Here is a 24,198-nt window from a genome sequence, read left to right as displayed (position 1 = left end):
GCTGCGGGGAAGGTTCTCCGCGGAGGTGGTTCAGAATCCCGTGTTAGCTCTTGTTGGCCCTGTTGGTTATAGCTCGTAGGTGTCTAGGGCGGTGGGGGCTACTGGGGACAGGTGCGGGTCTTTTTGTTCGGTTATTTGGCCTCTTGCCATTCGGTATACCTGGAAGGCGTTGTCGTGTTCTGGGTGCTGGTCGTCCCAGATGTGCAGGAGGCCGTAGGAGCCGGGGGCCAGTTCCGCTACCCGGGCGAAGGTTTCCAGGAGTTGCGGGGTGATGGCTCCGCCGTGTTTGTCTAGACCACCCAGATGGAGCATGGGCAGGCCCGCGCTCCAGCGGAGGTCGACTAGGTCCAGCATGGTTGTGTCGCGCAGGGAGCGATGGACCCGCTCGACCAGGCGCTCCAGCAGAGCTGCGTCGTCGTCGCCCGTCGTGGTGGCGGCGATGGTCACCCAGCCGTGGTATTCGAACACGTGCGAGACGGTAGCAGCGGCGGTGCTCAGCGGGTCAGCGCAGAGGGCTGGCCGTCCCGGCGCAGCTGGTTCGTGAGGATGCCGTCGGCGTGCTTTTCAACCGCGGGGAGCAGTTTGTCGCCGAAGACGCACAGGGTGCGTTCCCACGGGTGGCCGAGCGTGCCGTAGCTGAAATCGGCGGCCAGGAACAGGTGGTAGTCGCCGCGAGGGAAGACCGAGACCGGCCAGGCCGCGTTCTGCCGCATGCGGTGCGGCCAGAACTTGAACGACTGGTGCTGCCAGTGCAGGACCCACAGCCACTCGTCCTCGGCCGTCGCCTCCTGCAGGGCGGCCAGCACCGCGCGGGCCACGTCGTGCTCTTCCACCGCGTACGGGCCGAGGCGGAACTCGGCCGAGGCGCGGTCGTACTCGCCGGTGGAGAGATCCCAGGCCGCCGAAGGGCGCGGCTCATGGAAACCCGGCCAGTCGTGCGCGAAGGTGCTCGGCCAGAACCTGAGCTTGTCGTGCACCCAATACCAAGCGGGTTCGTCAGCCACTCGCGAGAGCGGCTCCCAGGCTGCAGCAGCGTTCACTTGTCGACCTCGAAGTCATCGACCGGGCTCGAAACTGCCGAAAGCTTCGTGTCCGGGGCCGGGATTGTCCAGTCCACCGGAGCCGAGCGCCAAGCTGTCACTCGACCGGGTGGCCTGCGGACCGGGAAACACCGCCCGGTCCGCAGCTACCTCTACCCCACGCCCCCGTCAGTCATGCACGCAGCCGTTATGCGGCGCGCCACAGCGTGACGAACGCCGACGCCTCGCTGAACGCCCACGGCCGCAGCCGCTCCCGGTCCCGTGCCGACAAGGTGAACTCCTTCGCCCGGCGCACGTCCACGACCAGCGCCTCCCCTCCCGGCAGCAGATCCGGCATGCCCTCGGTGAGCAGCCACAACGCGAGCTGCGCGGCATCCCGGGTGAGCGGCTCCTCCTTGAAGTACAGCCAGGTGGCGAACTTGCGGCCGTTCGACTTCCGCAGCCCCAGCTGCGGGGTGATGCCGATCTCCAGCTCGCCGAGCGCGAACTTCGCCCGCCCGACCTCGACCAGCCTCGGATCGCGCCTGCCGAGATAGCGCAGCCAGCCCTCGGCGATGGCGGCGTAATGCGGGCGGGTGCGCTCGTCGGCGTTGTTGACCAGCGCGCGCATGGCCACCTCGTCCTGCCGGGCCGCTCGGCCGGCCCGGACCGCGTTCGCCGCGCGCCGGTAGTAGTTGAACGCCGCCCGGGCCGGATCCTCGTACAACCGGCGCTGCCTGCGGACGAACGACGAACGCGACGGGCCCTTGCTGGCGCTGTACCCGACGAACGTGGGCAGCGTGACGTATGCCGACTGAGAACTGGTCATGGGCGGCCGCCTTCCGGTGGATGTTTCCCCAGTACACGGCCAATTTTAGAACATATGTACGACAGTTTTTGCCGCTTAACGGGTGACCGGCGGCCACGGACCGGCGAGTACCGCCCGTGCCTGCTGCAGAACCTGTTGCTCGCAGTAGCTGACCGGCGTGACGTCGGTCGGGATCCAGGTCGCGAGCATCGCCAGCCACTGGCGAAGTTCGGAGAGCGCGGCCGGGTGGCCGAGCCGTCCGTCGAAGGCTTTGACGCTCTTCGCCGCTTCGGCCAGCGGAAGGTCGCCGCGCACCATCTCGCCGAGATGTTCGCCGAGCAGTTGCCATTGCGCGGCGGTGGCGTCGGCCGGGAGTTCGATGCCCAGCTCCGCGACCACGTGCGAGAAGGCGTCGGAAACCGCCTGGTGGTCGCGGTGGTCGAGGGCGGCCAGTTCAGGCAGGGAGGGCGCGTCCAGGCCCTCGCCGACGGCCCGCGCCCCGGCCTCGACGAGTTCGGCAGCGGTGATGTCGAGACCGGCGAGCCGATCCACGGCAAGGGCGGCGAGCGCACCGCGCGCGGAGGACATACCCCGATCGTACGGACGAGGTGAGGGTGCGCGGCTGGCCGCGATCCGGGTGCCTGATCTGGGCAGATCGCGGCTGATCTTGCGCACCTGAGCCCCACGGAGCCGGGGCGCGTGGAACACTGTCGCCCGAACCGGTGACAGGGGGTTGCGTGATGAGCTGGCAGGAAGAGCTCCGCCGTTTGGACGCGGAGTTGGCCGCCGGCCGCCTCGGACACGCCGAACACCGCCGCCAGCGCGACGAACTGCTCGCCGAGGCGTCGGGCGGCGGGGCGGCTTCGCCAGTGGCGTCGCCGTTGCGGCAGGACGCGCCCGCAGCGAGCGGGTCACCCACCTGGAGCACCCCGGCCCCGCAGGCGTCTTCCAGCAGCTCTGGCACGCCCTCCCCGGGCGGCCAGGCAGCACCGCAGCCAAGCACCTCCGCGGAGAACGGCTCGCCGGAATCGGGCACTCCGCAGGTCGTGGCGACGATGACGGGACACGGTCCGTTCGACGGCCCGACGACCAGCCTGCGGCTGGGACCGGACGGCACCGCTTTGCCGAGCACTCCGCCCGGAGGCACCACGACGCCGGAGCAGCCCGCCGCCAACCCGGCGAACTCGGCCAGCCCGGCAGCGCCCTTCTTCTCCCCGCCGCCGAGCCCGGTCGCGCCGCCGCCGAGCGCGCCGAGCCAGGCCAGCCCGCCCCCGCCGCACCAGCCCCAGCAGCAGATGCCCGCGCAGCCGGGAACCTGGCCGGGCGTCGCTCCCGTGCAGTGGCACTCCCCCGGCCAACAGCCGAACCAGCAGCAACAACCGAACCAGCCTGTCGTCGGATGGGCCAGCACCAACCCGGCGATGCCAGCGCCCGAACCGCCCGCGGTCGAGTCGTTCCTGAACTCCGCGGGGGCGACCCAGGCGACCCCGGCGTCGGAGAAGACCCAGCCCGCGTTCGCGCACACCCCGGGCACCCCGTTCTCCACCGACCGGCCGACGACCGCGCCGAGCCCCGCCGACGACCGGCCCACCGCGGTCTTCGGGGCGATCCCGGCGAACGGCAACCAGCCGGAGCCGCGCCGGCTCTGGGAGGACGACGCCAAACCGCGCCGTTCGAAGCCGACCTGGCTGTTCCTGTCGCTGGCCGTGCTCGTGGTGCTGGCGCTGGTCGTCGGCGGCATCTGGTTCCTCGGCAACAAGAACGACTCGAACGACACAGCCGCGCCGCCGCCCGCCGCGTCTTCGGCGCCGAACACCCAGCCGCCCTCGCTCGAGGACAAGCTGCCCGCGCTACAGGGCACGCCCAACCCGGCGAACTCGACCATGGCGCTGGACAAGGCGGTCCAGGCCAAGGCGGTCTCCGACGCCGACGCGAACCTCATGCGCGCGGCGGGCGCGGACCAGCTCGTCTTCCACGCCTACGGGGGCACCGACGGCGGCACGACGCTGATCGCCGTCCCGACGCCGTCGAAGGCGCAGGCCGGCCAGCTCGTCCAGGGGCTGCGGCAGAACCTCGTCACCGGCGGGTTCGACAGCAGCCCGCTCGGCCCGGCGGCCACCGACCTGCTCTACACCGGGAGCAGCCCGGCCGGACGCGTGCTGGCCTTCTGGTACACCTCCGGCGGCGTGTCGGTCGGCATCGGCGTGTCGGGCCCGGTCGGCCAGGATCCGGCGGCGCTGCGGTCCCGGATGGAAGAGATCCGCGCGAAGGTCGCGGCCGCGCTGCCCGCCAGCTGAACTCGCCCGGCGCACAAGGCGACCCGCCAGGTCACGCGGGGTCGCACCCGTGCACAATGTCCACGTCGTCACACACAATCGGGTAGCGACGACGCATTGACCGTCGCCATGCCGACAGATAAGGGGGGCCCTGGTGTCCTGGCAGGAGGAGCTGCGCCGGCTGGACGAGGAGCTCGCGTCAGGGCGACTCTCCGCGGACGACTATCGCATCCGGCGTGATCAGGTGCTGTCCTCGGCTGTCGGCCAGCAGGACCAGCCCGCCCCGCCGCCGCAGAGCCAGAGCGCGGACTCGACGCAGGTGATCGCCCCGGTCAGCCCGCCCGGCGGCATGCCGCAGCAGCAGCCGCAGGCCCCGCAGCAGCCGCCCGCCGACGGCGGTGCCGAGCGCACGCAGGTCGTGCAGTCGTGGCAGACCCAGCAGCCGCCCGCGGACCCCGGTCCCGAGCGCACCCAGGTCGTGCAGCCGCAGCAGCACCAGCCGCAGGCGCACTACTCCCCGCCCGGCGGATTCCCGCAGGGCGCGCCCGCCTCGCCGCCCGGGGGCTTCCCGCAGCAGCCGTGGAACGCGGCCGAGAGCGACCAGACCCCGCCGTGGGGCGGCGGCGACCTTCCGCCGCTCGGCCCGTCCGGGGGCGACTCCGAATGGGTCCGCCAGGGTCCGGAGTACTTCACCGACAAGCCGAAGAAGAGCAACGGCAAGAAGATCGGCGCGATCGTCGGCGCCGTCATCGTGCTGGCCGGCATCGCGTTCGGCGCGTACTGGCTGTGGGGCCGCGACAGCGGGGGCGGCGGCACCGAGCAGACCTCCGCGCAGCACCAGCCCGGTCCGTCGTCGGCTCCGAAGCCGCCGGACCCGCTCGGCGTCGCGAGCATGCCGGGCAAGGCCGAGACGCACGACGACATCACGTCGTTCTCGCAGGTCGACACCCTGAAGTACCTCAACCCGCAGGAACTGAGCGCCTACCAGGCGGCGGGCGTGTCCAAGGTCAAGTTCGTCGTGTACCACCTCGAGGACGGCAACCTGATCACGCTGTTCCTGGCACAGGCCAGCAGCCCGACCGCGGCGAAGACCGCGGCCGAGAAGCTGATGGAGGTCCAGGTCACGAACGGGGCCAAGCGCGACACCACCGCGCCGAACGGCGTGTACGCGACCTCGATCGACGCGAAGGAAGGCCAGTCGGCCCAGTCGCGCGGGCACTACGCGCACGGGAACGTGGTCGTCCGCGTCGAGGTGTCCGGCAAGGACCAGACGAAGACCGACTTCACCACCGCGCTGAACCAGCAGCTCACGGTACTGACCGCCGATGCCTGAGCCCGGGACCACCGCCTGCACGATCGTCGCCCGGAACTACGTGCCGGCCGCGCGCGTGCTGGCCCGCTCCTACCTCGAGCACCATCCGGGCGGCCGCTTCGTCATCGCGGTCATCGACGCCCCGCGCGACCAGTCGGACCGGGCCGGCGACGGACTCACCGTCGTCGGCCCGGCCGCGTTCGGCATCGACGAGGACGACTACCTGCGGATGGCGACCGCCTACTCGGTCACCGAACTCGCCACGTCGGTCAAGCCGTACCTGCTGCGCGAGCTGCTGAAAGAGTCCGAGGCCGCGATCTACCTCGACCCGGACATCGAGCTGTTCGCGCCGATCCCCGAGGTCGCCGAGCTGGCCAAGGAGCACGACATCGTGCTCGCGCCGCATTTCCTGACGCCGTTGCCGCAGGACGGCATGGAGCCGGACGACGCGGTGATCATGGGCACCGGCATGTTCAACCTCGGCTTCATCGGCGTCGGCCGCGGCGCCGGGCCGTTCCTCGACTTCTGGGCGGGCAGGCTGCGTCACGACGCGATCGTCGCGCCCGAGCAGCAGCTGTTCACCGATCAGCGCTGGGTCGACCAGGTGCCGTCGCTGTTCCGGCACCACGTGGTCACTGACCCTGGATTCGACGTCGCGTACTGGAACCTCCACGAGCGGCCGATCGGCCGTGACAAGGACGGCAACCTGACCGCAGGCGGCGCGAAGCTGCGGTTCTTCCACTTCAGCGGTTACCGGCCGGAGAAGCCGTGGCTGCTCAGCTTCCACTGCGCGCGCAAGCCGCGCGTGCTGCTGTCGCACAACGACGACCTTCGCGCCATCTGCGATTCGTACGGCACGAAGCTGCGCGAAGCGGGGTACGCCGAGTCGCTCGACTCGATTCCGTACGGCTTCAAGGACTTCCAGGACGGCACACCGGTGCCGAAGCTCGCGCGGCGCGTTTTCCGCGAGGGCTGGATCAAGTCCGAGCGCAAGAAGAAGCCCGCGCCGCCGCACGCCTACGCCGAGGACGGCGGGCTCGCGCTGCGCGAATGGCTCGCCACCCCGGAGGACCAGGGCCAGGCCGCGGCCGGGCTGAACCGGCTGACGCACGCGATCTGGGCGTCGCGGATCGACCTGCAGATGGCCTTCCCGCATCCCTACGGCGACGACGCGGACGCCTTCCGGCACTGGTGCGCCGGGTCCGGCGTCTCCGAGGCCGGGCTGCCGGAGTGGGCGCTGCCGTCCGAACCGGTCGCCACCCGTCCGCCGCACGACGAGTTCGGCGTGAACCTGCTCGGCTACCTGACCGCTGAGCTGGGACTCGGCGAGATGGGCCGGATCGTGCTCGAAGCGATCGAAACCGGCGGCGTGCCGGTTGCCACGGTGCTGGAGGAGAAGGCGGTCTCGAACCGCACCGGCATCGAACGGCCTGCGACGGTCGGCGATCCGCGGTTCCCGGTCAGCGTGTTCGCGGTGAACGCGGACCAGACCCGCACGATCCTGACCAACCACCCCGAGGTCGGCGCAGGCCGGTACCGGATCGGGCTGTGGGCTTGGGAACTCGAGGATTTCCCGCAGTGGCAGCACGAAGCGTTCGGGATGCTCGACGAGGTCTGGACTGTCAGCGACTTCTGCCGCCGCGCGTTCGCCGAGCATTCGCCGATCCCGGTCAAGACGATTCCGGTGCCGGTGCGCGATCCGGGCGAGCCGTCCCCGCCCGCGCGGGACAAGGGCGAACCGGTGCGGTTCCTGTTCGCGTTCGACTTCAACAGCGTCGCGGAGCGCAAAAACCCTTGGGGCGCGGTCGAAGCGTTCCAGCGGGCGTTCCCCGGCCGCGAGGACGTCCGGCTCACTGTCAAGGCGATCAACGCGAAGCTGCACCCGCAGGCCGCCGAACGGCTGCGCGCGGTGGTTCGCGGCGACGACCGGATCGAACTGATCGAGCGCTACCTCAGCGTCGCCGAACTGCACAACCTGTACGAGACCAGCACCGCGTACGTTTCGCTGCACCGCAGCGAGGGCTTCGGGCTCACCGTCGCCGAGGCGATGGCCCGCGCGATGCCGGTGCTCTCGACGGATTACTCCAGCACCACCGAGTTCCTCGACGCGTCCACCGGCTGGCCGATCCCGTACCGGCTGGTGCCGGTCGGCGACGGCAACTACCCGTACCACTCCGACGCGGTCTGGGCGGAGCCCGATCTGGACGCCGCCGCGGCCGCGATGCTGCAGATCGCCGACGACCCGGCCGAGGCGACCGCCCGCGGCCGACGGGCGCGGGAGGTCATCCTGCGCGAGCGGTCGATGACCGCCGCCGCCGAGTGGATGCGGCGCGAACTGGAGCAGGCGCACGCGACTTGGCAGGAGCGGCAGCGCACTGCGGCACCGGTGCCGGAGCACCCGCTCAGCCCGCTGCAGCAGGCGACCGAGGCGTTGCGCTGGCGTCCGGAAGCAGGCGCGCCGTCGCGGCTGCCGCTCGCGCCCGCGCTGCGCAAGGCCGTGCTGCGCGCGATCGACCATTACGACGTGCACCAGCGGCACGTGATGAGCGCGCTGCTCAGCGCCACTGAGGAAAGCAACCGGCGGTTGCTGGACCGGATCGAAGGCCTGGAACGCAACATCGACGAGTCTCGCCGGACCGCACTGTCCACGCGCGCTCTCGGCGAACGGCTCGAAGCGTTGCGCGGCACGGTCGACGAGCTGCGCCGGCAGACCCCGGAAACGGACCTCGCGCTGCGCAATCTCGAAGCGGACGTGGCGAAGCTGGCCGAGGGCTACGACGGGGTCGGCGCTCAGGTCGAAACGGCGGCGGGGACCGTGCACAAGATGTTCGCGACCCGCGACGAGCGGCTCGACGCCGACGAGAAGGCCATCCAGCGGGTGACCCTCGACGTCAGTGCGATGCGGGACGCCGCCCGGCTCCGGCATGCTCCGGTGCCGCGCGGGGCGGACGTCGTCCAGTGCGACGTCGGCGCGCTGCTGATGCCGGTCGACGAGGTCATGCTCCCGTGGATCCTGTTCCACCGGTCCTGGGAGGACAGCGAGGCCGAGCTGATGGCGTCGCTGGCGGACGGCGCGTTCCTCGACATCGGCGCGCACGTCGGCTACCACACGCTGCGGCTGCTTCGGGCCACGCCGGAAGTGACCAGGGTGATCGCGGTGGAGGCCGACCCGGTCAACGCCGCGTACCTGCGCCGCAACGTCGAGGTCAACCTGCCCGCCGCGGCGGGCGAGCTGGTCACCGTGGTCGAGTCGGCCGCGTGGGACGAGCCCGGCACCGTGCACCTGGCGCAGGCGACCCCGGGCAACAGCGGCGACAACCGCGTCACCACCGACGGCTCCGGTGTCGAGGTCCCGGCGGTGCGGCTGGACGCCGTGCCCGAGGTGACCGGGCAGCGGATCAGCCTGGTGAAGGTCGACCTGCAGGGCCGCGACCACCGTGCGCTGGCCGGTCTGGCCGAGGTGCTGCGCCGCGACCGGCCGCACGTCGTGTGCGAGTTCGACCCGGGCGCGATCGCGGAGCTGGGCGACGATCCGGTCGCCGTGCTCGCCGGGTACCGCTCGTTCGGCTACACGCCGAAGGTGGTCACCGACGACGGTCCGGCCGACCAGGTGCTCGAAGACTCGGCGATCATCGCCGCGGCCAAGGCGGACGAGAAGCAGTTCGTCACGCTCTGGCTCGCGCCCTGAGCTGATCGCGCACGTGGTGCCTCAGGGCGCCACGTGCGCGATGGTCAGCAGGAACGAGCCGTACCAAGCACTTCCGACGGCGATTACCGGCAGCAGCACCGCCAGTACCCGGTTCGGCAGCTTCGCCAGCATGAGCGCGACCGGCACGGTCAGCACGAAAGCCGGCAGCAGGAAACGCGCGCGGGACTGGAAGAAATTCGACGAGCACAGCGCGATGATCACGGTGAGCGTGCCGTAGATCTGCCACGGCAACGGCAGCCGCGTCGCCCAGGTCCAGAACTGCAGCACCACCGCGGCGAGCACGACGAGCGCGGTCACGGTGATCCAGCTGGCGTCGTCCGAGGTGAGGCCGTCGCGGACCTGGGTCCAGGTGAAGACGCCGAAGTCGAAGTGCATCCGCCAGGCGTTCTGCAGCCAGAACCAGCCGTCCGGGCGGCCGGTCTGGATCCAGACGTACCCGAGGTAGCCCAGCAGACCGAGCGGCGCGAGCAGCCCGCCGACCCACGGCCGCCAGCCGTCGCGCCGCTGGAAAACCGCGATGAGCGCGGCGATGCCGACGGCGGCGATCAACGCGCCCGAACTCGCCCTGGTCAGCCCGGCCAGCACCGCGAACCCGCCGGCGACCAGCCATTCGCGCCGCGCGAGCATCACGAACGTCCAGGACACGAGCGCCATCAGCAGCGATTCCGAATACGCCAGATGCAGCGCCGTCGAACCCGGCCCGATCGACCACAGCACGGCGACCAGCAGGCCCACGCGCGGTCCGGCCAGGTCGCGGCCCAGCACGAACAGGCCCCACGCGGCCGCGCATCCGGCCAGCAGCGAGATCGTCACCCCGGCCGCCAGCGGCGGGATCCCGACCAGCGCCAGCAAGGCCACCGTCGCCGGGTAGAGGGGGAAGAACACCAGGCTGTTCTCGACCGGAAGCCCGTCGGTGCCGAGCGTGATCGGCTGGTCGTAGCCGTGCTGCGCGACCGACACGAACCAGTTGGCGTCGAAGTTGTCGATGAACCGGCCCGGCGACACGTCGGCTTTCCAGCTCATCATCCACAGCACGCCGAACGCGACGATCTGGAACAACAGATAGAGGCTGATCGCCGGGGCGGCTTGGCGGAACGCGGCTCGCAGGGTCGCTGAACGCTCGACGGCTCCGTCGAGACTGGACTGCTGCACGCTCCCCGAACTCCTGAACTACCTCGTGCGAAACCGGACGAATTCGCGCCTGATCGTACCTGCCGACTGCATAATCCGAGGCCAGAACGGGTGTTGTGACTTATCCCCCGCTTACCGCCAATTGCGGGGAGTACGTCCGGGCCGGGGGTACGAGGCGGTAACCTTCACGAGGTTGTCGGTAGCGGAAGACGGGGGTGAGCACGCTGGCCGAGCCGGATTCCGCTGCCTTGGCCGAGTCGTCGCCCGCGCCGCCGAAGAAGACCCGGATCGTCTTCATCGACATCGGTCGCGGCCTCGGCGCGCTGCTGGTCTTCTACAGCCACATCGCCCATCCGTGGGTCATCGCGAAGAACGACAAAGCCCCGTACGTCGACTTCATCGAGGCGCTCACGAGCGCTCCGATGCACATGTCGAAGCAGGGCATCGGGCAGATCGCGGTGCCGTTCTTCTTCCTGGTCAGCGGTTTCGTCGTGACGCCGATCGCGCTGCGCCAGGGTACCGGGCGATTCGCGCTCAACCGGTTCATCCGGGTGTACGCGCCGATGCTGTTCGTGGTGCTGCTGACCGCGTTCCTGCTGCTGGTGAACCTGCACCCGCCGTCGACCGGGCAGGCGCAGACGCTGAACCCGCTCACCGTCCTCACCAACACCGCGCTGGTCAACTACCTGATCTTCCCGCAGGTCGTGCTGGTGCCGGTGGCCTGGACGATGATCGTCGAGGTCATCTTCTACCTGCTGCTGATGGCGGTGCTGCCGCTGCTGCGCCGGTGGGTGTGGCTCGGGATCGCGGTGGAGCTGACGTTCATCTTCGTGGTGATGATGAGCCGGTCCCAGTTCGGACCGTCGTGGTCGCTGTTCGCGGTGAACGTCTCGTACCTGCCCGCGATGCTGATCGGCCAGGTCGTCTGGGCGACGACCAAGAAGCAGATCCCGCTCTGGACGGGCGCGCTGTACGGCGGCTGCGCGTGGTCGCTGTACGTGCTGGCGGACATCATCAACGTCGGCCGCGTGGACAGCTCGTACAACCTCGCGCTGGCCTTCGCCGTCGCCTGCTTCCTGATGGGCATGTTCGCCGAGGACCGGCTGAAGCAGCGCAAGATCTGGACCATGCTGTCCGAGCGCAGCTACTCGATCTATCTGCTGCACATGCTGGTCACGTTCGTGCTGCTGCAGTTGCTGCGCCCGGCGGTGCCGCTGCCGATCGCGCTGCTGATCGTGATCCCGGTGGTGTTCGGGGTGGTCGAGTTCAGCTACCGGTTCGTCGAGCGGCCGAGCCACTCGCTGGCGCGGCGGTTGTCGCACCGGCCGAAGCCGCCTCCGCCCGCGCCGGAAACGCCCGAACCGCCGGTGGAACCGCCGGTCGAAACGCCAGGGGAAAAGACCCAGTTCGTCGACGACACCGAAGTGACCCTCGAGATCCCGAGGATTCCCGCCGAACCGGCACCGCCGCGTCGTCCGGCGCCTCGGCCGCTTCCGGCACCGAACGGGCGGATGCCGAGGAACGGCGCTCCGCCGCCGAACGACGCTCCGCGCGCGATGCCGCCCCGTTCGAATGGCGGCGCCCACCGGGCGCGGCCTGCCGAATCGGGCGTCGACCGCACTGCCGAACCGCCGGTGCGCCGGGCGATGCCGCCGCGTCGCCGTCCGTCAGCTCCGCCGGAGCTGCGCTACCAACCGGACCAGGAAAACCAGGCCCAGCGCGGCGACCACGACGATCTCCCACGCCACGGGGACTCCTTCCGCCACACCCCTCGCTGAGGGTGATGCTCTGCCTGTAGGGCGTGCGAGGGTGGGAGGACGTTCACCGACACGGCGTAACTCACACTCTCGGCTTAGCTCATTCGTGCGAGCCGCGGCGCGGGGTGACGAGGCCGGATTCGTACGCCAGCACCACCAATTGCGCCCGGTCGCGAGCGCCGATCTTGGTCATGATGCGGCTGACGTGCGTTCGCGCGGTCGCCGTGGAGATCACCAGGTGCGCGGCGATTTCGTCGTTCGACAACCCGCCCGCGACCAGCGCCAGCACCTCGCGTTCGCGTTCGGTCACCTCCCGCACGGCCGAGGTGTCGATGCGCCGGTGCTCCGGCCGTCCGACGATCTCGGCGATCAACCGGCGCGTGACGGTCGGGGCGAGCAGCGCCTCCCCCGCCGCGACGACGCGCAGCGCGTGCAGGAGTTCGACCGGTTCGGTGTCCTTCAGCAGGAAGCCGCTGGCCCCGGCGCGGAGTGCCTCGTAGACGTACTCGTCGACGTCGAAAGTGGTCAGGACCAGCACTTTCACCCCGGCGAGGTCGGGGTGCGAGGTGATCCGGCGGGTCGCTTCGAGGCCGTCGGTGCCGGGCATCCGGATGTCCATCACGACGATGTCCGGCCGGTGCTCGACCGCCTGCGCGACGGCCTGCTCGCCGTCGCCCGCCTCGCCGGCCACCTCGAAACCGTCCTCGGTGTCCAGCAGCAGCCGGAATCCGGCGCGGACCAGGGCCTGGTCGTCGGCCAGTACGACGCGGATGGTCATTTCTCCCCCTCCACGGGCAGTTCCGCCCGCACCTGGAAACCCTGCCCGGTGACACTCGCCTCGACGCTGCCGCCGAGCGCGGCCGCGCGTTCCCGCATGCCGCGCAGCCCGTGCCCGGGTGTCGGCTGGACGGTGCCGCGGCCGTCGTCGCGCACGATCAGGACCAGCGTGCCCGCCTTCCGTTCGAAGCGGATTTCGACGCGCTGAGCCCCGTCGGCATGCCGGACGACATTGGTGAGGGACTCCTGCAGGATCCGGTACGCCGCGCCGTCCACCGGCGCGGGCAGGTCGCCGACCTCGCCGTGCAGCTCGACTTCCAACCCGGCGGCGCGCGCATGGTCGAGCAGCTCTTCGACCTGCGCGAGGCTTGGCGCGGGCGCGCGGTTCTCGCCGGAACGCAGCACCGCGAGCGTCGCGCGGAGGTCGTTGAGGGCGGACGCGCTGGCCGCCTTGATGTTGAGCAGCGCCTCTTTCGCCTCCTCCGGCCGCCGATCCGCGACGTGCGCGGCGACGCCCGCCTGGACGTTGATCATCGCGAGACTGTGGGCGACGACGTCGTGCACCTCGCGAGCGATGCGGAGCCGTTCCTGCTCGGCCATCCGGTGCCGGTGCTCATCGGCCTGCTCGCGCCGGGCGGCGACGGCCGCGAACTGGAACCGGACCGCGGTCGCGATGCCGATCACGGCGGCCATCCAGACCACGGAGAACAGCGCCCAGGCGCTGACTGCAAACGTTTGCGCGAGGATGATGTGGACGACGTAGGCCGCCGTGAGGACAGCGGCGCCGGTGCTTCCGGCGACCACCGGGCCCTTCCGCCGGGTGAGCACGAACAGCGCGATCGTGGGGACGATGATCACCGGCCCGCCCGGTTCGGGCGACAGGTAGTACGCGTACGCCGAGGCCGCGGTGAGCACGAAGAGCGGCAGCGGATACCGGTGGACGAACAGCAGGGTGAGCACGGTCGCGGCCAGCCACGCGGCGCCGAGCGGACTCAGCGGATGCGGAGCGTGCTGCCAGCGACCGGACGCGCTGGAGCCGCCAAGCACGAAAGCGAGCACCACGAAGGTCCGGAACACCCGCCCGAACCACGGGTTCCGCGTCCGCCACCAGTAGTGCATGGAGCGAAAGCTACCGGGGAAGGCGACTCGGCGCGTCCGTCGTGGAGCGCGGGATCGGACTACGCGCGGCGCGGTATGTCGAGGACGTCCGACTGGCTCCGTTCCTTGGGTAAACGACGGAAAAGGAGACGGCCATGGGCGAGGTAGTGGCTGGGGCGAGCATGTCGCTGGACGGTCCCCGGCCAGCGCGAAGGTCATGCGCGCGCAGCTTGAATCGACCGGAGCGCTGGTCGTCGGACGGCGGCTGTTCGACCTGACCTCGGGCTGGGGCGGGATGCATCCGTTCGGAGGGCCGGTGGTCGTGGTGACGCATCAGCCGCCTGCCGGGTGGGAGGACTCGCCGTTCACCTTCGTCGCCGAAGGCATCGAGGTCGCGGCGGCGCGGGCGAAGGAACTGGCCGACGGCCGCGACGTCGGCGTGAACTCCGGCGAGATGACGCGGCAGTGCTTGAAGGCCGGACTGCTCGACGCGGTGCGAATCGATCTGGTGCCGGTGCTGCTCGGCGGCGGGGTGCCGTTCTTCGGCGAGTTCGGTCTAGGACCGGTGTGCCTCGGCACGCCCGAAGTCACCCCCGGTGAAGGCGTGACCCACCTGTACTACCGCTTGGCCGGCACGAACTCCCGCAGCTTCTCCAGCGTCTCGTCGTTCGCCGGGGTGTAGACCGACATCCGGATTTCCGAGCGGCGGCCGGCGTAGAGGTAGGTGAAGTCGAAGGTCAGCAGGCCCGCCTCCGGGTGCAGGTACCGCTTGGTCTTGGCCAGCTCGGTGTTCACGTCGTGCTGGCTCCACAGCTCCTCGAAGCACGGCGACTCCGCTCGGAGCCGTTTGACCAGCGACTTCCAGCCGGGCTCGCCCACGTGCTCGGCCATCGCCGCGCGGAAGGACGAGACCATCCGCGGCACGTTCTGCTCCCAGTCGACCATCCGCTCCTTCCACTGCGGATTGAGCAGGCACTGCACGAGCGTGTTGCGTTCCTCGTACGGGATCGCGTCGACGCCGCCCATCAGCCAGTCGTAGCCGGCGTTGTGGCCGAGCACGTCGAAGCGCGCGTTGCGGACCGCGACCGGGAACGGCTCCAGCTGGACCATCATGTCCCGCATCGACGGGGTGATCGCGGAGCAGTGCTTCTTCTCGGTCACCGGCTCCGGCGCGCCGGCGAGGGTGAACAAGTGCACGTGCTCGTGCGGATCGAGCCGGAGCGTGCGGGAGATCGCGCTGAGCACCTGTTCGGACGCGTTGATGTCGCGGCCCTGTTCGAGCCACGTGTACCAGGTGACGCCCACCCCGGCGAGCTGCGCGACCTCCTCGCGGCGCAGCCCCGGCGTGCGGCGGCGGCCGCTGAGCGGCAGGCCGACCTGCTCGGGCGTGATCCGCCCGCGCCGGTTGCGGAGGAACTCGCCCAGCTCGGTCCGGCGCAGGCGGTCTTCGATGCCAGTGGTCACGACTACCAGGTAAGCACACCGCCGACCCTGTTACCAGGTAGTCTCAGTACCAGGATAAAAGCACACCTGGTACCAGGGTCGCGCGCGGCGGAACGTAGTACCCATGACGACTACCACCCCTGCCCCGGCGACGGCCACCGCTGCTGTCGGGACGCCGGCGAGGACGGGACTCACGTCCGCCGGCTTGATCACCGTGCTGCTGGGGGCAGCGCTGCCGATCATCGATTTCTTCATCGTCAACGTCGCCCTGCCGACGATCGATGCCGACCTGCGCGCGTCCACCGCGACCCTCGAACTCGTCGTCGCGGGCTACGGCGTCGCGTACGCGGTGCTGCTCGTGCTCGGCGGTCGACTTGGCGACACCTTCGGCCGCCGCAAGCTCTTCCTGCTCGGCCTCACGCTGTTCACGCTTACCTCGCTGGCCTGCGGGGTCGCCCCGGACGCCGCGACGCTGGTCATCGCCCGTGTCGCACAGGGCGCGGCTTCGGCACTGCTGCTGCCGCAGGCGCTGTCGATCATCCAGGCCGGCACGTCCGGCGAACGCCGCTCCCGCGCGATCGGCCTCTACGGCGCGACCGGCGGCATCGCCACCGTGGTCGGGCAGCTGCTCGGCGGCGCGCTGGTGGCGGCCAACGTATGGGACCTGAGCTGGAGGCCGATCTTCCTGGTCAACGTGCCGATCGGGATCATCGGCCTGCTGCTCGCGCGCCGCACGGTGCCGGACAGCCGGGCGAGCAACCCGCTCGGCGTCGACCGCTGGGGCACTGTGCTGCTGGCCGTTTCGCTGCTGTCGCTGCTGATCCCGCTCATGGAAGGCCGCGCGCTCGGCTGGCCGTGGTGGAGCATCGCGCTGCTGGTGCTCTTCCCGTTCGCGGCCTACGGCTTCGCCCGGGTGGAGCGGAAGCTTGAAGCCGCGGGCGGAACGCCGCTGTTGCCGCCAGCCCTGCTGCGCACCGCGAGCGTGCGGCACGGTCTCACTGTCGCGGTGCCGTTCTTCTGCACCTTCGGTTCGTTCATGTTCATCTACGCGGTGACCCTGCAGAACGGCCTGCACCTCGGCCCGCTCGGCGCTGGCCTGGCGTTGACCCCGATGGCCGTCGCGTACTTCACGACGTCGCTGGTCAGCAGCCACCTGGTCGCCCGGTTCGGGCGCAAGATCGTGCCGATCGGCGGGTCGATCCTCGCGGTCGGCCTGCTCGCGCTCGCCGGCACCGCGCTGCTGGACTGGCCCGACCTGTCGCTCTGGCAGCTGGCCCCGGCGATGGTGCTGATCGGCATCGGCAACGGGCTCGCGATGAGCACCCTGTTCCGCGTCGTGCTGTCCCGGGTGCCTGCGGATCTGGCGGGTGTCGGCGGCGGCGTGCTGACCACGACCCAGCAGACGTCGCTGGCGTTGGGCGTCGCGGTGCTGGGCAGTTTGTTCGCCAGCCTGAGTGTGCCCGGCGCGATGGGCTACCAGGGTGCGTTCGTGCTGGTCATCGGGATCTTGGCGGCGCTCGCGCTGCTGGTGTCCGGGCTGGCGCGGAAGCTGCCCGACCCCCGCTGAGAAATTCGACCGACGGAAAACCCCGCTCCCGGACGACGATGGGGATGTGACGGAACCCCGGGTGCAGCCAGACCCGGCCTTCGCGCTGCTCGGCCTCTACGAGAAGGCCCTGCCGGAGGTCTATGGCTACCTGCTCGCGAGGTGTGGCGACCGCGTGCTGGCTGAGGAGCTGACGTCCGAGACGTTCCTCGGCGCGGTCGCCGCTTGCCGTAAGGAGCAAGCGCCGCCGGTGAGCACGCCCTGGTTGATCGGAGTGGCCCGGCACAAGCTGGCCGATCACTGGCGGCGCGCCGAACGGGAACAGCGCGGGCTGCGGCTCGTGCACGACGCCGAATGCGACGTCGAGGATCCCTGGGACGAACAGCTCGACGCCCTGCGCGCTCGGCAGGTGCTCGAATCGCTGACGGTCTCGCATCGGGCGGCGCTCACCTTGCGGTACGTCGACGGCCTTCCGGTGCGCGACGTCGCCGCGCACCTGGGCCGGACCATCCACGCGACGGAGGCGTTGCTGACGCGGGCCAAGACCGCGTTTCGCCGCAGCTACCAGGAGAAGGAGGGACGTGATGGCTGAACCGTTCGACGCGCTCGCGCTGCCCTCGACTCCGGCCGACCCCGATCCGGCCTTCGCCGACCAGCTGCGGGACGACCTTCGCCGGCTGATCCTGAACGGAGCGGAGATGACCACCACCGAAACCCAGCAGGCCCGAGCAGGGGCGCTGACGCCTTACCTGGTCGTGACCGACGCCCGGGCCGCGCTCGATTTCTACGTCGAGGTCTTCGGCGCGCGCCGACGGTCCGAGCCGATCGTGATGGACGACGGCCGGGTCGGGCACGCCGAGCTGGACATCGGCGACAGCGTGCTGATGCTGGCCGAGGAATTCCCCGAACTAGGCAACGTCGTCGCTCCCGAAGGTGGCGCGTTGGTGCGCGTCGAGGTGCCCGATCCTCGGGGCGCGGCGCAGCGCGCGGTGGAACTGGGCGCGGAACTGCTGCGTCCGGTCGAGGACCGCGGCTACGGGCTGAACGGCGTGATCCGCGACCCGTACGGCCAGCGCTGGCTGGTCGGAAAGGCCGCGCCGAGCGCGCAAAAGCCTGGGGAGCGCACGTATCGGCACGGCGAGGCCGGGTACTTCACCTTCCAGGTGCCCGACGACGTCCGGGCCAAGGCGTTCTACGGCGCGGTGCTCGGCTGGCAGTTCAACCAGGGCAGCCTGCCGACCGCGTGGCGCATCGAGGGCGACGGTCTTCCCGGCGGGCTGTGGGGCGGGCCGGAACTGCAGACCGGTTGGAAGCTGATGTTCGCTGTCGACGACCTCGAAGCGGCGCTCGGCCGGGTGCGCGAGGCGGGCGGCCGGGCAGGCGAGGTGGAGAACCAGCCGTACGGCCGAACGGCCGATTGTGCCGACGACCAGGGGATCGAGTTCTGGCTGTGGGAACAACCACGCACGTGACCTCGGCCAAAACCCCGGCGGCAAACCGGCTGCCGGGGCGCACACTCGAGGGATGGCCGCGCACTGGACGCCCCGCGACGAAGCCGAACTGACCGCCGGTTGGCAGCTGTGGCTCGCGCTGGGCTCGTGCGCCTGGCCAGGACCGGACTGGGACGGCACGCCCGCCGAAGCCGTCCGCGGCCTCGAACGCTGTTTCACCGCGTGCGACGAGATCCTCGCCGCGCACGACCAGCCGGACTCCGCGGTCGCCGGGCTGGTGCGCTCGATGATCCTGGCCGCCAACTGGACGCTCGAACTGTGGCGCGACGACGCGGACCCGCTCGATTCCGAGCGGGCCGCGTTGCTGCACGCCGATCTGGCCGCTTTCGCCGATCACGCCGAAGGCGTCCGGACCTTGCTGGCCGCGGGCGGCGGGTGGGCCTCGCTTCCGCTGTGACCCGCCCGCCGTCCGTCTACAAAGGACTTACCAGCGCGCGGGGCGCTTCCGCTCCGGCTCGTACGGCTGCGTGAGGACCTCGATCCCGTTTCCGCCCGGGTCAAGGAAATACACGCCGCGGCCGCCGTGGTTGTGGTTGATCTCGCCGACCTGCTTGCCCATCGGGTCGGCGTGGTACTCGATCCCGGTTTCCTTCAGCCGCAGGAAAAACGCGTCGAAGTCGTCCTCCGGGATGAGGAAGCAGTAGTGCTGCAGGTTGCGATCCCCGTCCGGGATCGTGGCGAAGTCCAGCCGGACGCCGTTGCTGGTTTCGACGGGGATGAACGGACCCCATTCCTCGCCGATCTCGAATCCCAACAGGTTCGCGAAGAATTCGGCGGATTCCCGGTTGTTCCGGGACGGGATCATCAGGTGATTCAGTTCTAGGGAAACGGACACGAAGCAATGCCTCCAGAAGGCATCCCAGCACCTCCATGTCTCACCCAGCCGGTGACCGACACGCGATGCCGCCGGTGAGCATAACCCAGTCCGCGCGAATCTCCAATCAGGAAATCGCCACTCGCCGCCGGGCCGCGCGCGGACGGCCGACGCCCTGCCAGGACAGCCCCGCGTCGAGAATCATCCCCGGGTCAAGGAGATTGCGGGTGTCGACGACGTCGTCGCCTTCCATCGCGTCCGCGATCGCCACCCAGTCCAGATTGCGGAACTCGGCCCATTCGGTAAGCACCACAACGACATCCGCGTCCTTGGCGACCTGGTACGGATCGTCCACGACGGTCATCCCGGCGATCCCGCCGGACACCGCCGGGTCGTACGCGGTGATCTCCGCGCCGAGCGCGCCGAGCACCGAAGACACTGCCAGCGCAGGAGAATCGCGCAGATCGTTCGTTCCCGCCTTGAACGCCAGGCCCAGCACGCCGATCCGCGCGCCGGCCAGTGTTCCGCCGCAGGCGCCGGCGATCTTCGCCACAATGCGGTCGCGCTGGGCGATGTTCTCGTCGATCGCCGAGGTCAGCATCCGGAAGTCGTAGTCCACCGATTCGGCGACCTTGACCAGCGCGCTGGTGTCCTTGGGCAGGCACGAACCGCCCCAGCCCGGGCCGGGTTTCAGGAATGTGCGGCCGATCCGCCGGTCGTAGCCCATGCCTTCGGTGACCAGGTCGATGTCCGCGCCGAGTCGTTCGCACAGCTCGGCGATTGAGTTCACATAGGACAGTTTGAGCGCGAGAAAGCAGTTCGCCGCGTACTTGACCAGTTCCGCGCTGGCCGCGTCGGCGACCACAATGGGTGCGGCGAGATCGCCGTACAGCTGCCCGACCCACGCGGCCGCCGAATGGGAATCCGACCCGACCACGATCCGGTCCGGGTGCAGAAAGTCTTGCACCGCAGTGCCTTCCCGCAGAAACTCCGGGTTGGACACCACCGGCACGTCGTCGCGGCCGACCATCGCGCGGATCCGTTTCGCGGTGCCGACCGGCACCGTCGACTTCGTGATCAGCGCGCAGCCGGGCGGCAGCACGTCGCCGATCTCGGTGGTCACCGACTCCACCGCACGCAAATCCGCGGACCCGCCCGCGCCCATCGGCGTCGGCACGCAGAGGAACACCCCTTCCGCGCCACGAACGGCTTCCCGCGCTCCGACGACGAACGACAGCCGTCCGTTCGCCAGTCCGCGGGAAACCAATTCGGCGAGTCCTGGTTCGAGGATGTCCACGCGGCCGGCCGACAGCCGGTTCACTTTCGCCACGTCCACGTCCACACAGGTGACGCGGTGCCCGAGGCTCGCGAGACAAGCCCCCGTGGTCAATCCGACGTATCCCGTCCCTACCACCACGATCCGAGCTGAGCTCATGGTGCTGAAGGTGACAGCCGGAGTTGACCTCAGTGCTAACGGAAGCGGTCGCGGCCGAATACTCCTCGCGACGAGACAGCGGGTGAGGCGGCACACTCCGGCACGGGTGCGAACGAGCGTTAACCTGGGCGCGGAGGTGCACCGCGGCACCTGAGAGCAGGAGGAAGGCTGAAGATGCAGATCACCGACACCGCAGCGCTCGTCACGGGTGGCGCGTCCGGTCTCGGCGGCGCGACCGCCAAGGCACTGGCCGCGAAAGGCGCGCGAGTGTTCGCCCTCGACCTCGCGCCCTCGATCGAGAAGGCCGAGCAGGTCGAAGGCGTCACCTACGTCGAGGCCGACGTGACCGACCCGGACCAGGTGCAGGCCGCCGTCGACACCGCGGCCGGCTCCGGCGTACCGCTGCGCACGGTGGTCAACTGCGCCGGCATCGGGCCGTCCGCGCGCATCCTGTCCAAGAAGGGCCGCCACGACCTCGGGCTGTACGCGAAGGTCATCCAGATCAACCTGATCGGCACCTTCAACGTGGTCACCATCGCCTCCGAAGCGATCGCGAAGACCGAGCCGCTGGCCGACGACGCACGCGGCGTCATCATCAACACCGCGTCCGTCGCCGCGTTCGACGGCCAGATCGGGCAGGTGGCGTACGCGTCGTCCAAGGGCGGCGTGGTCGGGATGACCCTGCCCGCCGCGCGCGACCTCGCCTCGCACGGCATCCGCGTGCTGACGATCGCGCCCGGCATCGTCGACACCCCGATGCTCGCCACCGTCAGCGACGAGTTCCGGGCCGGCCTCGCCGCCGGCGTGCCGTTCCCGAAGCGGCTGGCGCGGCCGGACGAGTACGCGCAGCTCGCTGTGTCGCTGATCGACCACGACTACCTCAACGGCGAGGTCGTCCGCATGGACGGCTCGCTGCGGATGGCCCCGCGCTGACCTGCTGAACAGCAGGGTGTGCCGCCCCCTCGGCGGCACACCCTGCTGTTCAGGTCACGCCTTGCGCATCCGCACCTCGAGGCCGATCCCGTCCGGGGTCACCTCGCAGGTGCGGAACTTGCACTCCGCGACGGTCGCGCGGAACTGCTCCGGCGTGTACGCCCGCCGCCGCAGCCCGCGAAGCGTGCGGACGGTGGTGAACGTGGCCACCGGACCGAGATTCATCCGCGCGACCTCGGCGTCGAGCTCCGCGTCCGTGGTGCTCTTGCTCAAGTCCTGCACCAATGCGACGCCGCCGGGCCGCAGCACCCGGTGCATCTCGTCGAGCGCGTCCACCGGGTCGGCGAAGTTCTTGAACGCCGCCTGGCAGATCAGGAAGTCGAACGATCCGTCCGCGAACGGCATCGCCGCGACGTCGCCTCGGCGGAAGTCCACCGGGACGCCCTGTTCTTTCGCGTACTCCCTGGCCAGCTCGACAAACGTGCGGCTGACGTCCAGTCCGGTCACCGTGCACCGCCCGGTGCGGGCCATCTCGACGGCGAAGAAACCCGGCCCTGGCGCGACCTCGAGCAGGTCAGTGCCCTCGGCCAGGTCCGCGGCCAGCATTTCTGCCGATTCGCGGTACTGCACGAGCTGCGGTTCGGTGCCGCGCCCGCGCGCGTATGCCCGCGCGATCGGCCCCTCCATCTCCGGCAGCAGTTTCGTGCGATGACGTTTGACCTGGGTGTTCCCCATGTGCTTCTCCCTGTTCGGTTGAGACCGAACCGGTTGCCGCGGGGCCGGTATCCTTCTCGACGCGGCCTGAGGACAGATTCCGCACCAGCGGTTTCCAGTTCGACGGTTCCCGGTCCCGGCGGCGGTGTGCCAGCACCTCCTCCGGGACCTCTTTATTCGCCTTCGGTCTTGACGAAGGCGCTCATGTCGGGCAGCTCCCCGGTTTCCCGGTAGTGCCGCCATTCCCCGACCCCCGGAATCGCTCCGGAGGCCAGCTCCTCGCGCAGCCCGCGGACCCATTCGGCCTCCGCGCGCCACATCGCCAGCTGGTATTCGCTCTCCACGAGAAACAGCCGGGACAGCTGGGTTCGCGCCTCCTCCAGCATCTGGACGCGGTCGTCGATCATCCGCTCCAGCTCGCCGATCCGGTGCCCCAGCTGCTGGTCGACGACATCCGGCCCGACCGCGAGCATCACCGACAGCCCAGCGTGGAACCGAGTCGGCTCCGGATCGGGCGTCCCGAGCAGCTCGGCGACCCAATCCTCCAGCTCGGCCTGGCCGGGGCCGGTGATCCGGTACACGGTCCGCTCCGGCCGGGCGCCGTCCCGCACGTTCTCGACCGCCTCGATGTAGCCGTGCTTTTCGAGGTTGCCGACCACTGTGTAGAACGAGCCCCACTTGATCTTCAGGTCGCCCTCTTTGCCGCGCCCCCGCAGGACATTGCCGATTTCGTACGGGTGCATCGGCCGCTCGCACAACGTGGCCAGCACGGCGAGGCCCAGCATGTTGGACACCTTCCGCCGCTTCACGCCGAACCTCCTCGTGGACGAGTACTCGCCGACGAGTATATCGGAAATCCGGCCGAGGACCTAACTTGGAGAAAATCTATGGCGGTCGGGGTAGACATTCGATGCCGATGGTGGGTAGCATCCTCTTTGTACGAGAGAGACAACGTCAATCAGGCACGGGAGATGACGAACTGCCCGTGAGGTGAGACAAGACGGTCAAGCAGGACGAAGCCGCTTAACGAACGGGTTTCGACCGGGACCGTGCAGGAAACGCAGTTGCAGTAAACGCACCGGCAAGTCACGCGGTGCGGAAACGGTCAGGTGGCCGGAGCCGATTTTCGATGGGGTTCCGGGCAGTGACCAGCGGCGTTACGCGTGCTGGGGCCGATCAGCGGAAGGGTTCCAGCCGGTGACGTTCGAAGCAGTAGAAGCAGTACCAGCAGTAGAAGCAGTACCGGAAGTGCAACACCGCAAGAGGAAAACACCGGAAAGAAGGGAACGGGAACATCATTGGATCGCCCGCGGCGGCGGAGCAGCAATGCCGCGCGGGTACCGCAGTCCCATCAGATTGGCAGGTGGTTCTCGGTTACGAATCAGCGATCTCCGCGCAGTTTGTCCGGTGAACGGACCTCGCGGATACCAGAAGTCGGCCTCACGGCCGGTTGACAATGATGAAACCCAACCCTGGGACCCCGGGTGCCGCGTGGCACCCGGGGTCCCTTGTGATGTGGAGGTGGAATGATCCCTGACCCACGCGGTACCCCGTCCGCGGGTTCAAGCGGGGCGGACAAGTTCGATGACGACGAGTACCCCGCTTACACGATGGGCCGGGCCGCCGAGATGCTCGGCACCAGCCAGAATTTCCTGCGCAGCCTGGACGAGGCCGGTCTGATCGAGCCGCAGCGCTCGTCCGGCGGGCATCGCCGCTACTCCCGCCAGCAGTTGCGTCTCGCCGCACGCGTGCGCGAACTGGTCGACCAGGGCACGGCCGTCGACGCCGCCTGCCGCATCGTCGCCCTTGAGGACCAGCTCCACGAGTCCCAGCGGGAAAACAAGAAACTGCGCGCGGGCGAATAACCTCCTGCCGGGTCAAGTGTGCTGCCCGGACACTGCAGCACACCCCCGGC

At 69.7% G+C, this 24,198-nt stretch carries 23 protein-coding genes; 11 read left to right on the top strand and 12 right to left on the bottom strand.

All coding sequences use genetic code 11. The annotated features are described in order from the left end of the window. Positions 1–66: 66 nt before the first annotated feature. From ACZ7SW_RS03355 to ACZ7SW_RS03340, 4 genes are all read right to left on the bottom strand, one after another. Entirely contained in the window at positions 67–468 is a 402-nt protein-coding gene (locus ACZ7SW_RS03355; RefSeq protein WP_470228789.1) for an Imm7 family immunity protein, read from the bottom strand. Between the two features lie 26 nt (positions 469–494). Beyond that, a complete protein-coding gene (locus ACZ7SW_RS03350; protein ID WP_470229234.1) occupies positions 495–1,004 on the bottom strand; it encodes a DUF2716 domain-containing protein in 510 nt (169 codons plus the stop codon). 223 nt (positions 1,005–1,227) lie between these two features. Next, positions 1,228–1,848: a hypothetical protein gene (locus ACZ7SW_RS03345; protein ID WP_470228788.1), complete on the bottom strand. Its 621-nt coding sequence runs from the start codon at positions 1,846–1,848 to the stop codon at positions 1,228–1,230. A gap of 75 nt (positions 1,849–1,923) precedes the next feature. Further along, a complete protein-coding gene (locus tag ACZ7SW_RS03340) occupies positions 1,924–2,415 on the bottom strand; it encodes a hypothetical protein (RefSeq protein WP_470228787.1) in 492 nt (163 codons plus the stop codon). A gap of 152 nt (positions 2,416–2,567) precedes the next feature. On the opposite strand from ACZ7SW_RS03340, the gene ACZ7SW_RS03335 reads away from it, so the two are divergent. The 3 genes from ACZ7SW_RS03335 to ACZ7SW_RS03325 all read left to right on the top strand — a co-directional run bounded on the left by ACZ7SW_RS03335 (position 2,568) and on the right by ACZ7SW_RS03325 (position 9,103). Beyond that, positions 2,568–4,124: a hypothetical protein gene (locus ACZ7SW_RS03335; protein WP_470228786.1), complete on the top strand. Its 1,557-nt coding sequence runs from the start codon at positions 2,568–2,570 to the stop codon at positions 4,122–4,124. Positions 4,125–4,257: 133 nt separating this feature from the next. Further along, entirely contained in the window at positions 4,258–5,436 is a 1,179-nt protein-coding gene (locus ACZ7SW_RS03330; protein ID WP_470228785.1) for a flagellar basal body-associated FliL family protein, read from the top strand. Next, positions 5,429–9,103, top strand: coding sequence for an FkbM family methyltransferase (locus ACZ7SW_RS03325; protein ID WP_470228784.1), 3,675 nt, complete (start codon positions 5,429–5,431; stop codon positions 9,101–9,103). The genes ACZ7SW_RS03330 and ACZ7SW_RS03325 overlap by 8 nt, the downstream gene beginning before the upstream one ends. Positions 9,104–9,124: 21 nt before the next feature. Here the strand turns inward: ACZ7SW_RS03325 and ACZ7SW_RS03320 are convergent, their stop codons facing one another. Next, positions 9,125–10,276, bottom strand: coding sequence for a hypothetical protein (locus ACZ7SW_RS03320; RefSeq protein WP_470228783.1), 1,152 nt, complete (start codon positions 10,274–10,276; stop codon positions 9,125–9,127). Between the two features lie 194 nt (positions 10,277–10,470). Between ACZ7SW_RS03320 and ACZ7SW_RS03315 the strand changes: the two genes are divergently transcribed. Further along, positions 10,471–12,033, top strand: a complete 1,563-nt coding sequence (locus tag ACZ7SW_RS03315; protein WP_470228782.1) for an acyltransferase family protein — start codon at positions 10,471–10,473, stop codon at positions 12,031–12,033. Between the two features lie 79 nt (positions 12,034–12,112). Here the strand turns inward: ACZ7SW_RS03315 and ACZ7SW_RS03310 are convergent, their stop codons facing one another. Both ACZ7SW_RS03310 and ACZ7SW_RS03305 read right to left on the bottom strand, forming a co-directional pair. Next, complete coding sequence (locus ACZ7SW_RS03310; RefSeq protein WP_470228781.1) at positions 12,113–12,790, bottom strand: response regulator; 678 nt, start codon at positions 12,788–12,790, stop codon at positions 12,113–12,115. After that, complete coding sequence (locus tag ACZ7SW_RS03305) at positions 12,787–13,908, bottom strand: sensor histidine kinase (RefSeq protein WP_470228780.1); 1,122 nt, start codon at positions 13,906–13,908, stop codon at positions 12,787–12,789. The genes ACZ7SW_RS03310 and ACZ7SW_RS03305 overlap by 4 nt, the downstream gene beginning before the upstream one ends. Positions 13,909–14,104: 196 nt before the next feature. Between ACZ7SW_RS03305 and ACZ7SW_RS03300 the strand changes: the two genes are divergently transcribed. After that, positions 14,105–14,569, top strand: a complete 465-nt coding sequence (locus tag ACZ7SW_RS03300; RefSeq protein WP_470228779.1) for a dihydrofolate reductase family protein — start codon at positions 14,105–14,107, stop codon at positions 14,567–14,569. Here ACZ7SW_RS03300 and ACZ7SW_RS03295 read toward each other — a convergent pair. Further along, positions 14,506–15,351 (bottom strand): helix-turn-helix transcriptional regulator, encoded by an 846-nt coding sequence (locus ACZ7SW_RS03295; RefSeq protein WP_470228778.1) that lies wholly within the window; start codon positions 15,349–15,351, stop codon positions 14,506–14,508. The genes ACZ7SW_RS03300 and ACZ7SW_RS03295 overlap by 64 nt on opposite strands. 103 nt (positions 15,352–15,454) lie before the next feature. Here ACZ7SW_RS03295 and ACZ7SW_RS03290 point away from each other — a divergent pair, with 103 nt between their 5' ends. The 4 genes from ACZ7SW_RS03290 to ACZ7SW_RS03275 are packed head-to-tail and all read left to right on the top strand — an operon-like array spanning position 15,455 to position 18,784. Next, positions 15,455–16,897 (top strand): MFS transporter, encoded by a 1,443-nt coding sequence (locus tag ACZ7SW_RS03290; RefSeq protein ID WP_470228777.1) that lies wholly within the window; start codon positions 15,455–15,457, stop codon positions 16,895–16,897. Between the two features lie 46 nt (positions 16,898–16,943). Continuing rightward, the gene (locus ACZ7SW_RS03285) at positions 16,944–17,468 is read left to right on the top strand and encodes an RNA polymerase sigma factor (protein ID WP_470228776.1); all 525 of its coding nucleotides are present in this window, start codon (positions 16,944–16,946) and stop codon (positions 17,466–17,468) included. Then, positions 17,461–18,348, top strand: a complete 888-nt coding sequence (locus ACZ7SW_RS03280; protein WP_470228775.1) for a VOC family protein — start codon at positions 17,461–17,463, stop codon at positions 18,346–18,348. The genes ACZ7SW_RS03285 and ACZ7SW_RS03280 overlap by 8 nt, the downstream gene beginning before the upstream one ends. A 52-nt stretch (positions 18,349–18,400) precedes the next feature. Continuing rightward, positions 18,401–18,784: a hypothetical protein gene (locus tag ACZ7SW_RS03275; RefSeq protein ID WP_470228774.1), complete on the top strand. Its 384-nt coding sequence runs from the start codon at positions 18,401–18,403 to the stop codon at positions 18,782–18,784. A 27-nt stretch (positions 18,785–18,811) separates the two neighbouring features. Here ACZ7SW_RS03275 and ACZ7SW_RS03270 read toward each other — a convergent pair whose 3' ends face one another. Further along, positions 18,812–19,222 carry a VOC family protein gene (locus tag ACZ7SW_RS03270; protein ID WP_470228773.1) on the bottom strand — a complete coding sequence of 137 codons (411 nt, stop codon included), beginning with the start codon at positions 19,220–19,222 and terminating at the stop codon, positions 18,812–18,814. Between the two features lie 106 nt (positions 19,223–19,328). After that, positions 19,329–20,636, bottom strand: a complete 1,308-nt coding sequence (locus ACZ7SW_RS03265) for a UDP-glucose dehydrogenase family protein (protein WP_470228772.1) — start codon at positions 20,634–20,636, stop codon at positions 19,329–19,331. Positions 20,637–20,810: 174 nt separating this feature from the next. On the opposite strand from ACZ7SW_RS03265, the gene ACZ7SW_RS03260 reads away from it, so the two are divergent. Then, entirely contained in the window at positions 20,811–21,569 is a 759-nt protein-coding gene (locus ACZ7SW_RS03260; protein WP_470228771.1) for an SDR family NAD(P)-dependent oxidoreductase, read from the top strand. 54 nt (positions 21,570–21,623) lie between these two features. Here the strand turns inward: ACZ7SW_RS03260 and ACZ7SW_RS03255 are convergent, their stop codons facing one another. Together ACZ7SW_RS03255 and ACZ7SW_RS03250 are read right to left on the bottom strand one after the other, a co-directional pair. Next, on the bottom strand, positions 21,624–22,304 hold the full coding sequence (locus tag ACZ7SW_RS03255; RefSeq protein WP_470228770.1) for a class I SAM-dependent methyltransferase: 681 nt from the start codon (positions 22,302–22,304) through the stop codon (positions 21,624–21,626). 152 nt (positions 22,305–22,456) lie between these two features. Then, on the bottom strand, positions 22,457–23,092 hold the full coding sequence (locus tag ACZ7SW_RS03250) for a PadR family transcriptional regulator (RefSeq protein ID WP_470228769.1): 636 nt from the start codon (positions 23,090–23,092) through the stop codon (positions 22,457–22,459). Between the two features lie 717 nt (positions 23,093–23,809). On the opposite strand from ACZ7SW_RS03250, the gene ACZ7SW_RS03245 reads away from it, so the two are divergent. Next, on the top strand, positions 23,810–24,148 hold the full coding sequence (locus ACZ7SW_RS03245; protein WP_470228768.1) for a MerR family transcriptional regulator: 339 nt from the start codon (positions 23,810–23,812) through the stop codon (positions 24,146–24,148). Positions 24,149–24,198 lie beyond the last annotated feature (50 nt).

The organism is Amycolatopsis sp. NPDC114484 (assembly GCF_055633755.1).
The sequence above is the reverse complement of the archived record's forward strand: the minus strand, read 5'-3'. Positions and strand labels throughout refer to the sequence as shown.

What these genes read in the sequence shown, in the direction of transcription:
- ACZ7SW_RS03255 (WP_470228770.1), bottom strand. Translation starts at nt 22,304, where the DNA reads ATGGGGAACACCCAGGTCAAACGTCATCGCACGAAACTGCTGCCGGAG.
- ACZ7SW_RS03335 (WP_470228786.1), top strand. Translation starts at nt 2,568, where the DNA reads ATGAGCTGGCAGGAAGAGCTCCGCCGTTTGGACGCGGAGTTGGCCGCC.
- ACZ7SW_RS03345 (WP_470228788.1), bottom strand. Translation starts at nt 1,848, where the DNA reads ATGACCAGTTCTCAGTCGGCATACGTCACGCTGCCCACGTTCGTCGGG.
- ACZ7SW_RS03245 (WP_470228768.1), top strand. Translation starts at nt 23,810, where the DNA reads ATGATCCCTGACCCACGCGGTACCCCGTCCGCGGGTTCAAGCGGGGCG.
- ACZ7SW_RS03275 (WP_470228774.1), top strand. Translation starts at nt 18,401, where the DNA reads ATGGCCGCGCACTGGACGCCCCGCGACGAAGCCGAACTGACCGCCGGT.
- ACZ7SW_RS03265 (WP_470228772.1), bottom strand. Translation starts at nt 20,636, where the DNA reads ATGAGCTCAGCTCGGATCGTGGTGGTAGGGACGGGATACGTCGGATTG.
- ACZ7SW_RS03305 (WP_470228780.1), bottom strand. Translation starts at nt 13,908, where the DNA reads ATGCACTACTGGTGGCGGACGCGGAACCCGTGGTTCGGGCGGGTGTTC.
- ACZ7SW_RS03310 (WP_470228781.1), bottom strand. Translation starts at nt 12,790, where the DNA reads ATGACCATCCGCGTCGTACTGGCCGACGACCAGGCCCTGGTCCGCGCC.
- ACZ7SW_RS03280 (WP_470228775.1), top strand. Translation starts at nt 17,461, where the DNA reads ATGGCTGAACCGTTCGACGCGCTCGCGCTGCCCTCGACTCCGGCCGAC.
- ACZ7SW_RS03300 (WP_470228779.1), top strand. Translation starts at nt 14,105, where the DNA reads ATGCGCGCGCAGCTTGAATCGACCGGAGCGCTGGTCGTCGGACGGCGG.
- ACZ7SW_RS03340 (WP_470228787.1), bottom strand. Translation starts at nt 2,415, where the DNA reads ATGTCCTCCGCGCGCGGTGCGCTCGCCGCCCTTGCCGTGGATCGGCTC.
- ACZ7SW_RS03325 (WP_470228784.1), top strand. Translation starts at nt 5,429, where the DNA reads ATGCCTGAGCCCGGGACCACCGCCTGCACGATCGTCGCCCGGAACTAC.
- ACZ7SW_RS03290 (WP_470228777.1), top strand. Translation starts at nt 15,455, where the DNA reads ATGACGACTACCACCCCTGCCCCGGCGACGGCCACCGCTGCTGTCGGG.
- ACZ7SW_RS03260 (WP_470228771.1), top strand. Translation starts at nt 20,811, where the DNA reads ATGCAGATCACCGACACCGCAGCGCTCGTCACGGGTGGCGCGTCCGGT.